Source organism: Agreia bicolorata (assembly GCF_000938265.1).
GTDB lineage: Bacteria > Actinomycetota > Actinomycetes > Actinomycetales > Microbacteriaceae > Agreia > Agreia bicolorata.
The window spans coordinates 224012-237345 of the sequence record NZ_JYFC01000001.1 but is presented as its reverse complement, the minus strand read 5'-3'; the positions used below and the strand labels follow the sequence as shown (position 1 = coordinate 237345).

The following is a 13334-nucleotide window of genomic DNA, read 5'->3' as shown; positions in this document are numbered from 1 at the left end:
ATCAGATCGAACGGTAGACGAGAGCGGCAGCGCCGATCAGCGGCCCATCGGTATCGAGACCGGTGGGAACCACCTCGACGCGACGTGCGTACTCGAAGCGCGAGTACCGGTCGATTGCGGTGCGGATGATGTCGAAGAGATCGGGGGTGACGAGAGAGAAGCCTCCACCGATGACGACCAGCTCGAGATCGAGGAGTGTCGAGACCGAGGCGATCGCCCGGCCGATCGCCGTTCCGCTTCGAGTCACGGCGGCCACGGCGATGCGATCCTTCTCGGCATAGGCCCTGGCGAGATCCTCACCCGTCTCGCCCTCGAAACCGCGTGCCTGCGCCCACGCGACCGTGTGCGGGCCCGCAGCGATCTCTTCGAGCGTGCACGGAGCATCCACGTCGGTGAACCCGGGAACCTCGAGCTGACCGATGTGCCCGGCGTTGCCCGAGAAGCCGGCGACCACAGCACCGCCGGAGATCACGCCGCCGCCCACGCCTGTCGAGACGATCATGCCCATCATGTTGTCCGTACCCCGGCCCGCGCCCACCCAGTTCTCCGCGAGGGTGATGCAGAGGCCGTCGAGCCGAAGCACGGCGGGTGCATCGTGCCCGAGCTCGCGCGCAGCGGCCGCCACCGTCTCGCGCAAGGGAAAGTCGCGCCACGCCGGCAGATTGACCGGGGAGACGAGGCCTCTCTCACGATCGATCGGGCCGGCGGCGCCGATGCCTATGCCGCGAAGTGACGTGCCTTCGGGGAGACTCTGAAGCGATGACGTGGCAACCGACACGACGGCGTCTGCGAGTTCGCTCGCCGAGCGTTCACGACCCGTCGGATGCCGAAAGCGGCTTCCGGCGACGAGGGTGCCGCTGTCGTCGACGAGGGCTGACTCGACCTTGGTGCCGCCGAAGTCCACCGCGAGCACAAGGCCCGGTGGGTATGTCGGAGCGGGGGTCGATGCGGTCGGATTGAGGCTCGCTGTTGGCACCCAGCCAGCCTAGGCCACCGTGCTCCTACACCCCGAATGGATGCGCCTCGGACGCGTCTCGCCTGTCGGCCGTGCCGGATATCGTGAAGACATGGTCTTCGACGCGAACGCAGCCCCGATGCGACCCCACCGCGCCGTCGAGTCGCAGATAGGGGTTCCGTTCTCGCCATCCGTCGTGTGGCACTGCCTCGTAGATCCCGTGCTTCTCGACGGCTGGCTCGGCCATGTCTTGACCGACGGAAGCGTCGGTGGCCGATTCGCTGTCGTCTGGCCGGCGGGCGAGCCGCACGAGGCCGACTGGTTCGGAACGATCGACGAGAGCGAACCGCTGCAACGACTGAGTGTTCGCTTCGATTCGTGCGTCAGCGTCGCATTCGACATCACGCCCGACCGGCCGGCAGATCCTCGGTCGTGCGCCGTGAGTGTGTGGCACGAAGCGTTTCTCACCACGCCCGAGGAGCGTGCCGTGCGGGCTTTCTGGGGTGATCGGCTGCACGACCTGTCCGAGCTCCTCCATGGCCGACCCGTCGACTGGAACCGAGTGGTGGAGCGCTGACGATGCGCCTGAGCATGTCAATGCCTCCCCGACCAACAGCCGCGCCCCGTAGCGTAAAGAAATGGAATCCTCCGCGCAGTCTCGCGTTCTCGTCACCGGAGCGACGGGATACGTCGGCGGACGGCTCGTTCCCCGCCTGATCGACGCCGGTTTTCAGGTGCGCGTTCTTGTGCGCGACCCCGTGAAGCTCACGGACGTACCCTGGGCATCGGAGGTCGAGATCGTCACGGGCGATCTCGACGACGCGAGCACACTTAGCGCCGCCACGGCGGGCGTCGAGGTTCTGTATTACCTTGTGCACTCGATGGGCAAGCCCGGCCACTTCCGCGATCGGGAGCAACAGGCCGCCGGCAACGTCGCACGAGCGGCGAAGGCGTCGGGCGTCAAGCGCATCGTGTACCTCGGCGGGCTCCACCCCGACGACGGGCGCCTCTCCGAGCACCTGGAGAGCCGCAAGCGCGTCGGCGACATCCTGCTCGCCTCCGGTGTGCCCACGGTCGCGCTGCAAGCGGGGGTCATCATCGGATCGGGCTCCACATCGTTCGAGATGGTGCGTCACCTCACCGATGTTCTCCCGTACATGCCCGCCCCACGATGGGTGCGCAACCGCATCCAGCCCATCGCGATCCGTGACGTGCTCTACTATCTGGTGCACTCGGCAACCGTGCCATCCGATGTCAATCGCACTTTCGACATCGGCGGACCCGACGTCTTGCGCTACGGCCAGATGATGAACGGATACGCCCTCGAGGCCGGGCTGAAGCAGCGACCGATCGCTGCGCTTCCGGTGATGACGCCGTGGCTGGCCTCACAGTGGGTCAATCTCGTCACGCCCATTCCCCGCGCTCTTGCCGTACCCATCATCGCCTCTCTGCAGTTCGACTGCGTCGTCCACGAAGACGACATCCGCACGCTGATTCCCGACCCGGAGGGAGGGCTCACCTCATATCGGCGCGCCGTGCGGCTCGCCCTCGAAAAGGTCAAGACAGGGGCGGTCGAGACGAGCTGGCAAAACGCCGTCGTGCTGGGAGCTGCCAGCGACCCACTGCCGTCCGACCCCGACTGGGCCGGCCACACGGTGTTTCTCGACGTCAAACAGCGTCGGAGCAGCGCAGATCCCGCTGAGCTGTGGAAGGTGATCGAAGGTATCGGCGGAGAGAACGGTTGGTACTCGTTTCCGCTCGCCTGGGCGGCGCGCGGGTGGATGGACAAACTCGTCGGAGGCGTGGGGCTGCGCCGAGGTCGGAGGAGTGCGACAGAACTGCACAACGGCGACGCACTCGACTTCTGGAGGGTCGAGACCATCGAGCGCGGGTCTTTGCTCCGGCTCCGGGCTGAGATGAAAGTGCCCGGCCTCGCCTGGCTCGAGATGCGTGCGACCCCCGGCGACGAGGGCGCGGGTTCCGTCTACGATCAGCGGGCCGTCTTCTTCCCCCGTGGCCTCGGCGGGCGCCTCTACTGGTTCTCGATCCTTCCCTTTCACGGCGTTATCTTCACAGGAATGGCCAACCGCATCACCGCCGCAGCGGAGAAGGCTACGACGATCACGTCGAGGTCGATGCCCTCGTCGTGAATGGGCCGCCGCGTATCATGGCACGTGAGCACTAACGGAGGCATGATGACTGACAAGCCCGTGACCGCATTCGTCGGAGACAGCATTACCGCCGCAGGAGCATGGCAGGACTGGTTCTCCGACGTCGATGCGCGCAACTTCGGGGTCGACGGTGATACCACCGACGGATTGCTCGAGCGGCTCGACGCCGTCATCGAGAGCGACCCTCAGACCATCGTGCTGCTCATTGGAACGAACGATCTGGCCGAGCGCCGCAGCATCGAGCGCATCGTGCGCAACATCGAGAGCGCGCTCGTGCGGCTGCACCAGGAGTTGCCGGACGCAAGGATTCTTCTGCAGTCCGTTCTGCCTCGCGGACGAGAGTACGCCGAGAACGTGCGCGAGATCAATCGTCACATCTGGCAGTTCGCGGCAACGCAGCGGGTGCACTATCTCGACCTGTGGCCGGCGCTGGCCGATGCCGACGGAGAGTTGAACTCCGACCTCAGCGAAGACAGACTTCACCTCAACGAGGCAGGGTACGACGTCTGGCTTTCCGAACTCCGGCCGGCCCTTGAGCGGGTCAACGACCTTCCCCCCATGTCGCGCCCGATCAGGCTGCCCGACCTCTCTGCGCAGTGACGCGCCTCCAGCGCCCGGAGCCCCTGACATGACCGTGGATCGTCGTACCTTCCTGGTGGGCGCTGCAACGGGTGCGGCCGTCCTCGCCCTGTCTGCTTGTGTCGGTCCGCCGTCGCCTGCGCCCACATCGACGACACCCACACCGACACCGACGCCCGGAACGGTCCCATCGCCGAACGGCTTCATCCGGTCGAACTGGGCAGCCGACCCCTTCTCGCTCGGAAGCACCAGCTACATTCCGACGGGCACATCTCCAGACGCCCGCAAGGCTCTTGCAGAGAGCGTCTCCGATCGCATCTTCTTCGCCGGTGAGGCGACGAGCAGCGAGTTCCCCGGCACGATGAACGGGGCACAGAGCTCAGGCGAACGAGCGGCAGCCGACGTGCTCCGCCAGGCGTCCGACGGCGAACGCATCGGCATTGTCGGCGCGGGACTCGCAGGTTCCGCCGCAGCCAAAGCGCTGGTGGCCGCAGGATACGAGGTGGTCGTTTTCGAGGGCCGCGACCGCGTCGGCGGTCGGGTGGATGCCCACGGTCCCGGTGATTGGCCGTTTGTCGTCGATCTCGGCCCGAGTTTCGTTCGCGGCGTCGACTCGTCGAGCCTGACAGATCAGCTCAAGGCAGTCGATGTCGTCACGGTGCCCGTCGACGCCACATCGCGAGTGCAGCTCACCACGGCATCCGACACAGTGCCAGACAACGCCATCGGCCCGGACGCGGTCGATGCCGCAGTCACGTGGGGGGCCGCCCAGTCGCGAGACCCGAGCCTGCGAGAGTCGCTTGCACAGGCGAGCGATGCATCAGTCAACGTCACAGCAGATGAGATCGGCGTCACCCCGGCATCGCGCGTCGCAGAATATGTCGACAGGGTCGTCGTCACGACGCTCGGGGCCGATGCCGACGAGCTCTCCACCTGGTATGGACTAGACGATGCGGCCGAAGGCGAGGGCGGTGACGCGTTCGTGGTCGGCTCAGCCCACCAAGTGATCGTCGACGCGCTCGACGGCGCCGACGTGGCGCTTTCGACACCGGTGCGCGAGGTATCGCTCGGCGACGACGCCGTTCGGTTGAAGATGGCGACGGGCGAGTCCATTCGAGTCGACCGGGTGATCGTCACTGTGCCTCTCGGCGTGCTCCAATCGGACTCGATCACGTTTGACCCCCCACTTCCCTTCGGTCACCGCACGGCCATCGCCACCCTCGGATCCGGCGCCGTGGAGAAGGTCTGGCTGCGCTACGACACTCCGTTCTGGACGCAGACGGCTGCTTATTGGAGCCTGGTGGTCGACTCGCCCCCGTTCGCGGCGGATTCGACTCCTGCGCCCTCAGCGACCCCGGCAGACGAGAACGCCCCGATGATCACCCAGTGGATCAACCTCATGCCCCTGACGGGAGATGCAGTTCTGATCGGTCTGGTCGGGGGCAGCGCCGCGCGAGCATTCGCAGATCTCGGTGACAACGAGGTGCGAGACATCGCAGTAGCCAGCCTTCAGCCCTTCCTGCCCGTGTCGTGACCTCGTCGTCTCGTTAGCGCTACCAGCCCTGCTGCCAGCCCAACGATGACGAGCAGGATTGCGCCGGAGTACGCAGCGAATTCGAGGGGCCCCGAGACCTGGCCCGGGTCGAGGAAGAAGTAGGGGTACCAGCCCACGATCGAGCCTCGGATCATGGTGAAGCCGCCCCACACGAGCGGGTAGATAAGAACGAGCCATAGCCGCCGCCACGGGATTCTCGAGCGACCGGGCGCGAAGATCCAGTCGATGATCACGTAGGACGGAATCCAGAAGTGCAGCAGCTGGCTCGACCAGGGAACGACGATGCGGTAGTTGTAGTCTCCCGCCTGGCTGACGATGAGCCCGAACACGATTCCGGAGATGATCGTGAAGGTGGCCGTGAGCATCCGGGCCGTCATGAGCCACCCCGGGTCCGTCGGGCGTCTGAACGAAAGCCAAGCGCCGATCGCCAGCACCACGACTCCGGCCGCGTTGCTCTGATTGGTGAAGTAGGTGAAGTAGTTGACCGTGGAGAATCTGCTGAAGCCGAGAATGTATTGGAAGTCGCCGACCAGGGCGACGACGCCCACGATTGCCACCACCGCACGCGCCACCCCGAAGGCGGTGCGTGATCTCGTCTGACCGGAGACCGGCCTCGTACGCAACCGCACGCCGACTAGAGTCGCTCGATCAGGGTTCTGTAGAACCGTATTCCAGACAAGAACGTGCGCACGTGCATTCGTTCGTCGATCGCGTGCAGCGTCGCGCGTTCCGCAGAAGACATCTCGAACGGCGTAAACCGGTAGACATGCGAACTGATGGCCGTGAAATGTCGAGCGTCGCTCGCGCCGAGCATAACGTAGGGCGAGACGACCGCGCGGGGATATACAGCGGTGATCGTGTCTGTGAGGAGTTGCCACAGCGGACCCGAGGAGGGTGACACGGGAGACGGCTCGCTCGGAGTTGTCGCCTCGATCAACACGAGCGGGTCTCGGACCGCGCGCCTGATGTGTCGCAGCGTCGCCGAGACGGAGGAGTCGATCGCAATGCGAGTGTTGACGACGGCAACGGCATGTTCGGCCAACGCGTTCGCCGAGTCGCTCGCACGAAGCTGCGTTACGGCGGCCGTCGTTCGGATCATGGCGTTCGTCTCGTCACTGAGACGGCCGAACAGGGCGATCAGGGGCAGGCGAAAGGTCTGCGCCCGCGTGAACACGAAGCGAAGCATTGGAGTGGAATGCGCGCCGATCGTTCGGATCATCTCGACGGTCGGAGCTGACAGCGACGCGGGGAAAGGCCGCTTCTCGAGGCGCACGAGCGCCCTGGCGAGTCTGGCCGTGGCCGTCAGCCGCGGGGGAGTCGAGGCGTGACCACCGGACTGTCCGACAGTCAGTGTGACGTTGGCCATGCCCTTCTCGCTCACGCCGACCACGGCGGTCGGTCGGCTCACGCCCGGGAACACATGCTCGATGACGGCACCGCCCTCGTCGAGCACGAGTCGGGGGTGCACCCCTCTGTTCATGAGCTCGGCCGCAAGAGCCGCAGCTCCCGACCCGGCCGTCTCCTCGTTGTGGCCGAAGCTGAGGTAGATGTCGTGCTCAGGAGTGAAGCCGGCGTCGAGAAGGCCCTCGACCGCCTCGAGAATGGCGGTCAGGGCTCCCTTGTCGTCGAGCGTTCCCCGCCCCCAGACGATCTGCTCGGCGCCCGCGCCGGTCACGGCCCCGGCGAACGGCGGATGCGTCCAGCCCGTCTCGTCGTCGGCTGCCACGACGTCGTAATGGGCCATCAGCACAGACTCGTTGCCGGGCGATCGGCCTACCCAACGGAACAACAGCGCGTGTCCGTCGAGGATGTCCACCGAGAGCGTGGAATGAACCCGTGAGTAGAGCCGCGCGAGAGTGGAGATGAATTCATCGAACGTCGACCAGTCGGTCAACGACTCGTCGAGACGGGAGACGGTGGGAATTCTGATCAGCGTGCGCAGGTGGTCGAGTGCCCGTGCATCGCTGTGCCGCTCGGCCGCCTCGTCTTCCACACCACGACTTTACGCGGTGGGCACTGGCCTCGCCCCAACGCTGGCGACGGCGCGTGCCGCCGTGTCGAGGCCGCTCGAGACGGCGCGCGCAAGAACATCGCGATCGCGCGAGGGCCCATGCAGCAGAACAGACAGGAACGAGGCACAGAACGCATCTCCGGCGCCGGTCGTATCGACGGCGTGCATGGCCTTGCTCGGAGCAGAGAGGCGGATCCCGTCGTTCGTTCCCAGAGCGACACCCTCCCGGCCGAGGGTGAGGGCGACAAGCGGAAAACGATCGACCAGAGAGTCGACGATGGATGCCGGATCGGGCAGTCCGGTGAGTGCACGCCCTTCATCGAGATTCGGAACGACGATGTCTGCTCCGTCTATGGCGTCGAGGAATCGATCGCGACCGAAATCCTCGATGAAGCCAGCTGATCCCGGATCGACGCTCACCGTGACATCAGCCTCGTGCGCCCGTTGGATGAGCTCGGGGAAATCGGATGTTCTCGCGTGCCGGAAGATCGAGTATCCCGTGAAATGCAGGTGGTTCGCCCGCGACAGACGTTCGGCGCCGATATCGCGCGGGGAGAGCGCGGCGTTCGCTCCCCGTTGGGTGAGCATGGTGCGGGCGCCGTCGGGCGACACGATCACGACGATCGCTCCGGTCGGGAGGTCGGGTTCTCCGAGAAGGTGAGGACTGACTCTCGCCTCGACGAGCAGGGCGCGATGCCGCTCGAGATCGGTGACGTGCACCCGGCCCACGAAGTCGACATGGCAGCCCGCCCACGCCAGCCACGCCGCGGAGTTGGCGGCAGAACCGCCGGCCGTGCGCACGATACTGGCGGGGGTGTCGGTGTCGGGCCGGATGTCACCGCTCGGCGTGACGATGATGTCGTCGATCACGTCGCCGAACACGACGACGCGGGGTGAACCGGCCGAAACGGGCGCCGCGCCGCGATCACTCACGGCCGGGCGCACGCTCGCTCCATGCGGTGGCGATGTCGGCTGCGAGACGCACATTGTTGCGCGCGATGTCGAGGTTCACCTCGAGACTCGTGCCGCCTGACGCGTCCACGATGTAGCCGAGCAGGAAAGGCGTGACCGCCTTGCCATGAACGCCTGCTGCTTCCGCCGCGGCGAATGCCTGCGCGAGAACGCGGTCGTGCTCCTCGGGATCCCACTGCTGATCCAACGGAATGGGATTTGCAACCACGATGCCCTGGCCGTGCCCCAGCGCATCTTGGCTGTGCATGACCGCGGCGATCTCGGCCGCCGAATCGACGGACCAGTCGATGGTGTGACCCGACTCTCGCAGCCAGAAGCTCGGGAAGTTCGTGGTGCGGTACCCGATGACAGGAACCGAGAGGGTCTCGAGTCGCTCCAGCGTGGCTGCGATGTCGAGAACGCTCTTGACGCCAGCAGAGACGACGGCCACGGGGGAGATGGCGAGCGCGGACAGATCTGCCGACTCGTCGAAGGTCTGACCTGCGCCGCGGTGCACTCCGCCGAGGCCGCCTGTGGCGAAGACCCGTACGCCGGCCTTACCCGCGAGGTATGCGGTCGCAGCCACCGTGGTCGCACCGCTGATTCGCTTGGCCGCAAGAATCGGAAGGTCTCGCACACTCGCCTTCGCCATATCTTCGGATGCGATGCGCTCGACACCCTCGGCGTCGAGGCCGATGCAGGGGACACCGTCGAGAACGGCGATCGTGGCGGGTGTGACGCCACGCGATAGAAGGATCTGCTCGAACTCGCGCGCAGCCTCGAGGTTGCGCGGTCGCGGCAGGCCGTGCGAGATGATCGTGGATTCGAGCGCGACGACGGGCCGGCCGTCGGCCAGAGCGTCAGCGACGGCTGTCGAGACCAGAAACGGCGACGTCATACCTCGGCTTAGCCGAGTCGATCGCGAAGAGCGGCGACGGGGTCTGCTGCCTGGAGGACGCCCGGTCCGAAGCGGAGGACGGTGACGGTGTGCGAGACGGGGCCGGCCCCGGCTGAGAGGCGGGTCGCGATCGTCGCCCGCTCCCAGGTGAGGATGGCCTCCTGCGCAAGCTGAACCGTCAGGGCGAGGGGTTGCGTGTTGCCGACACGCTGGGCGGGCAGCGCATAGCCGCCGAGGGCCGCGAGGGCATCGTAGATGTCGGACACTTCGCGCTGCGGCAGCGGGGCAGAAGCCTGGGGCTGGAAGACGGCGACGAACAGTCGGGCCGCGAGTTCTACGGGGTCGGCATTCCAGACGCCCTCAGGGCCGGAGAAAAGGGCGGGGGCAGGGGCACCGAAGGGCACAGGAGAGGTCATAAGGAAAACTTAGCGCCGTGGCCGGTCTCGAACAATCGTGATGGCCGTGAATGTGGGGAGCGTCGACCAGACTGGACGCATGACACCTGATTCCCTGCACCCGCTCGCCACCCGTCGCGCCGTGCTCGCCGGCGCCAGCGGATTCATTGGAGAAGTGCTGCAGCGCGAACTTCTGGCAGAAGGATACGAGGTCACTCTCATCGGGCGGTCATCGCCGGCCGTGGCCTGGCATGAGCTCGAGGCGATCGACGCGGCGATCAACGGTGCCTCGCTCGTCATCAACCTTGCTGGAAAGAGCGTGAACTGCAGGTATACAGAGAGCAACCGAGCTGAGATCAGGCGATCCCGCGTCGACACGACCCGAATCCTCCGCGAGTCGATCTCACGTGTCGCATCGCCGCCGGCCCTGTGGCTGAACTCGAGCACGGCCACCATCTACAGGCATGCCGAGGATCGGCCGCAAACCGAGTCAACCGGCGAGATCGGCTCCGGCTTCTCCGTCTCTATCGCTACAGACTGGGAGCACGCGTTCTTCGCGGGCGAGCTTCCGCAGACCAGGAGGGTCGCCCTGCGGATGGCCATCGTGCTCGGTCGCGGGGGCGCGCTGAGTCCACTCCTTCGCGTGGCCAGACTCGGACTCGGGGGAACACAGCACGACGGGTGGTGGTTCCGCTCTCTATTCGGCTCTGCCGCACGGCGTCGGGCCGGCGTCTGGCACGAGAAGAGGGGAACCAAGGGCCTTCAGAAGTTCAGTTGGGTGCACATCGACGACGTCGTCTCGATCGTGCGGTTCATCCGCGACAGGCCGAACATCGAGGGCGTCGTCAACGTATGCGCTCCGGGACCGAGTGACAACAGGCGGCTGATGGCTCTGCTGCGCCGCAACGTTGGCGCCCCGATCGGGCTGCCGGCTTTCCGATGGATGCTCGAAGTCGCAATGTGGGTGCTTCGAACAGAGACAGAACTCGTTTTGAAAAGCCGGTGGGTTGTGCCGGAGCGGCTGCAGAATGCCGGCTACGTGTTTCAGCACAGCACCCTCGAGCATGCGCTCGACGACCTCGCGCGGCCGGCACCCGCTGCGACACGTTAAGCTGGCGGCACGATGTCGCAGCGCTATCCGAACCCGTCCTTCGCCCGTCTCGCACTCGCGCCCGGACTCCTCGCGGCTATCCTGCTGCTCGCCGGCGTCGCCCTGATCGACAGCGAGTGGTTCACGATCTTCCGCTATGCGATCAGCATCCTCGCGGCGATCATCGGAGTCTTCGCCTTTCAGGCCAAGCAGTGGTGGTGGATGCCTGCTCTCGCGGTCATCGTTGTTCTCTGGAACCCGATCGTGCCGCTTGAGCTAGACCTGTTGGTCTGGCAGATCCTGCACCTCGCGGCGGCCGTGGTGTTCGTGGCCGCCGGCCTGCTGATCAAGGTGCCCCAGGCGCCCGAGAACGCATCCACTCGTCGTTGAGACGGGCGCGGCGCTCGCGCCGCGCTCGGTAACGTAGACTGTGTGAAGGCCGGGCCGCTTCGCTCTCCCCGTCGACCGTGACAATGTCATGTTGCTCGACGCCCACACCCGGCCCGCACGACCGCACCGATCCCGGCCAGGGATCGTTATTTGGCATCGCCGTCCACAGAGGGAGCACGGACGGCGCGGCCCACACTCCACAGGAGGAGCATGTCTCGATCCGGCGGACGCCGATCACCCAAGAGCGTCGACAACACCGGCCTCATCCCGATCCTCGCGCGCAAGGTGCGCGAGGTCGAAGCTGCGGCACAGCGCGGAAAGGTCGCGCCCTCGAACCGCACCAAGTTTCTCGTCGTTGCCCTCCTGGCCCGCGAGGAACGCATCTCGGTTCGCAACAATCCCGAGCTGTCTGATGCAGACCGAGCCGAGCAGCTGAAACGACTCGACGGCATCGGATCGATTCTCGCGAAGACGGCGGCACGCGACACCTCGCTGATCACACTTCTCGAGAACGATGCGCCGATTTCGCCCGTCGCGCAGAAGCTGCGTCGACAGTACCTCGAAGAGGCCGGCATCGATGTGCCTGACGAGGTCGTCGAAGCGCCCAAGCAGACCACGATGCTGCCGCCCGAACTCGCCGAGCGACAGGTCATTCCCCAGTCGGTCAAGGCGCGTCAGCTCGCGAACCCGTTCCTGGCCCCCGATTTCGCAGCCGCATCAACACAGAAGCACTCCTCCCACGGTCGACTGTCGAACTGGGAGCTGCTCGGACCGCTGTTCCGCGCCTTCGAATACGGCGCGGGCGGACAGGTCGCGAGCATGGACCTTCCTGAGGCCCCTCGCATCGACAGGCTCTCGCCTCCTGGACAGGAGCTGATGCGGCACCAAGCCCGATTCGTGGCGAGTGTGGCTCAGGGCCACCGATCGTTCCTTCTCGCCGATGAACCCGGTCTCGGAAAGACGGCGCAGTCGTTGCTGGCCGCATCCGTCGCCGATGCTTATCCTCTGCTCGCCGTGGTGCCGAACGTCGTGAAGATGAACTGGGCCCGCGAGGTCGAACTGTGGACTCCGCACCGCCGCGCGACGGTTATCCACGGCGATGGAGCGGGGCTCGACGCATTCGCCGATGTTGTGATCGTGAACTACGAAGTCCTCGACAGGCACCTGGCCTGGCTGAGCACGCTCGGATTCCGCGGGATGGTCGTCGACGAGGCGCACTTCATCAAGAACATGTCGTCTCAGCGGTCGAAGCACGTGCTCGCGCTTGCCGAACGCATCCGTTCGCAGGCGCCCGGCGGCAACCCTCTGATGATGGCTCTCACGGGAACACCGCTCATCAACGACATCGACGACTTCCGCGCGATCTGGCAGCTTCTGGGCTGGATCGACGGCACGAAGCCTACGGCTCAGCTCATGGAGAAGCTCGAAGAGACCGGGCTCACTCCTGCCGACTTCGGATTCTTCTCCGAGGCACGTGAAGCAGTGATCGACATGGGGATCGTGCGGCGTCGCAAGCTCGACGTGGCCGCCGATCTGCCCGCCAAGAGGATCGTCGATCTTCCCGTCGAGCTCGATGACGACCTGGGTCGCTCCATTCGAGAAGCGGAAGCCGAGCTCGGTCGCCGACTGGTCACGCGCTACAAGCGGCTGCTCGCCGCCCGCACAAAGTCCGATCCGGATGCCGAGGTCTCGACAGAGAATCTGATGCGCGCGGTCGCACGTCAGGAGGTCGAGGAATCCAAGGCCCAGGGTGGCAGCGGAGACAACGTCTTCACCATGGTGCGACTGATCGGCCAGGCCAAGGCGTCGCTCGCCGCCGACTACACGGCTCAGCTCGCCCGATCGGTGGGCAAGGTCGTGTTCTTCGCCAAGCACATCGACGTGATGGACCAGGCCGAGGAGGCCTTCGCCAAAGCGGGGCTGCAGACGGTGTCGATTCGCGGAGATCAGTCCGCGCTGCATCGGCAGAAAGAGATCGACGCTTTCAACAACGACCCCGCTGTCTCCGTCGCCGTCTGCTCGCTGACCGCCGCCGGCGTCGGGCTCAACCTTCAGGCTGCGTCGAACGTGGTGCTCGCCGAGTTGTCGTGGACAGCCGCCGAGCAGACGCAGGCGATTGATCGCGTGCACCGCATCGGCCAGGAGGAGCCCGTTACGGCGTGGCGCATCGTCGCGGCCCAGACGATCGATGCGAAGATCGCTGAACTCATCGACAGCAAGCAGGGCCTGGCCGCACGCGCACTCGACGGAAGCGACGAGGAGATCTCGAGCGGCGACAGCGTGCAGCTGGATGCGCTCGTACACCTTCTCGAGCAGGCTCTGGCGGGCTGAGCGACTCG

At 65.8% G+C, this 13334-nt stretch carries 13 protein-coding genes; 7 read left to right on the top strand and 6 right to left on the bottom strand.

The window, feature by feature from the left end; translation table 11 throughout:
• Position 1: 1 nt before the first annotated feature.
• Positions 2-976, bottom strand: coding sequence for an ROK family protein (locus tag TZ00_RS01100; RefSeq protein WP_084605833.1), 975 nt, complete (start codon positions 974-976; stop codon positions 2-4).
• Between the two features lie 91 nt (positions 977-1067).
• On the opposite strand from TZ00_RS01100, the gene TZ00_RS01095 reads away from it, so the two are divergent.
• The 4 genes from TZ00_RS01095 to TZ00_RS01080 all read left to right on the top strand — a co-directional run bounded on the left by TZ00_RS01095 (position 1068) and on the right by TZ00_RS01080 (position 5239).
• On the top strand, positions 1068-1532 hold the full coding sequence (locus tag TZ00_RS01095; RefSeq protein WP_161793713.1) for an SRPBCC family protein: 465 nt from the start codon (positions 1068-1070) through the stop codon (positions 1530-1532).
• A gap of 61 nt (positions 1533-1593) precedes the next feature.
• On the top strand, positions 1594-3105 hold the full coding sequence (locus TZ00_RS01090) for an SDR family oxidoreductase (protein WP_044438629.1): 1512 nt from the start codon (positions 1594-1596) through the stop codon (positions 3103-3105).
• A 45-nt stretch (positions 3106-3150) separates the two neighbouring features.
• A complete protein-coding gene (locus TZ00_RS01085; RefSeq protein WP_044439248.1) occupies positions 3151-3726 on the top strand; it encodes a GDSL-type esterase/lipase family protein in 576 nt (191 codons plus the stop codon).
• A gap of 28 nt (positions 3727-3754) precedes the next feature.
• Positions 3755-5239 (top strand): flavin monoamine oxidase family protein, encoded by a 1485-nt coding sequence (locus tag TZ00_RS01080; protein WP_044438627.1) that lies wholly within the window; start codon positions 3755-3757, stop codon positions 5237-5239.
• On the opposite strand, the gene TZ00_RS01075 is transcribed toward TZ00_RS01080, so the two are convergent.
• The 5 genes from TZ00_RS01075 to TZ00_RS01055 all read right to left on the bottom strand — a co-directional run bounded on the left by TZ00_RS01075 (position 5215) and on the right by TZ00_RS01055 (position 9536).
• On the bottom strand, positions 5215-5820 hold the full coding sequence (locus TZ00_RS01075) for a Pr6Pr family membrane protein (RefSeq protein WP_152631045.1): 606 nt from the start codon (positions 5818-5820) through the stop codon (positions 5215-5217). The two genes, TZ00_RS01080 and TZ00_RS01075, sit on opposite strands and share 25 nt — an antisense overlap.
• A 74-nt stretch (positions 5821-5894) precedes the next feature.
• Positions 5895-7253 (bottom strand): M20/M25/M40 family metallo-hydrolase, encoded by a 1359-nt coding sequence (locus TZ00_RS01070; RefSeq protein WP_044438625.1) that lies wholly within the window; start codon positions 7251-7253, stop codon positions 5895-5897.
• Between the two features lie 9 nt (positions 7254-7262).
• Complete coding sequence (locus TZ00_RS01065; protein WP_161793712.1) at positions 7263-8216, bottom strand: carbohydrate kinase family protein; 954 nt, start codon at positions 8214-8216, stop codon at positions 7263-7265.
• Positions 8197-9120, bottom strand: coding sequence for a pseudouridine-5'-phosphate glycosidase (locus tag TZ00_RS01060; protein WP_044438621.1), 924 nt, complete (start codon positions 9118-9120; stop codon positions 8197-8199). Before TZ00_RS01060 ends, TZ00_RS01065 begins: the two co-directional genes overlap by 20 nt.
• Before the next feature lie 8 nt (positions 9121-9128).
• Positions 9129-9536: a hypothetical protein gene (locus TZ00_RS01055; RefSeq protein WP_044438619.1), complete on the bottom strand. Its 408-nt coding sequence runs from the start codon at positions 9534-9536 to the stop codon at positions 9129-9131.
• 79 nt (positions 9537-9615) lie between these two features.
• On the opposite strand from TZ00_RS01055, the gene TZ00_RS01050 reads away from it, so the two are divergent.
• The 3 genes from TZ00_RS01050 (at position 9616) to TZ00_RS01040 (ending at position 13326) form a co-directional block, all read left to right on the top strand.
• Entirely contained in the window at positions 9616-10626 is a 1011-nt protein-coding gene (locus TZ00_RS01050) for an epimerase (RefSeq protein WP_044439244.1), read from the top strand.
• A gap of 12 nt (positions 10627-10638) precedes the next feature.
• Positions 10639-10995 carry a DUF6804 family protein gene (locus TZ00_RS01045; RefSeq protein ID WP_044438616.1) on the top strand — a complete coding sequence of 119 codons (357 nt, stop codon included), beginning with the start codon at positions 10639-10641 and terminating at the stop codon, positions 10993-10995.
• Between the two features lie 210 nt (positions 10996-11205).
• Positions 11206-13326 carry a DEAD/DEAH box helicase gene (locus TZ00_RS01040; RefSeq protein ID WP_044438614.1) on the top strand — a complete coding sequence of 707 codons (2121 nt, stop codon included), beginning with the start codon at positions 11206-11208 and terminating at the stop codon, positions 13324-13326.
• Positions 13327-13334 lie beyond the last annotated feature (8 nt).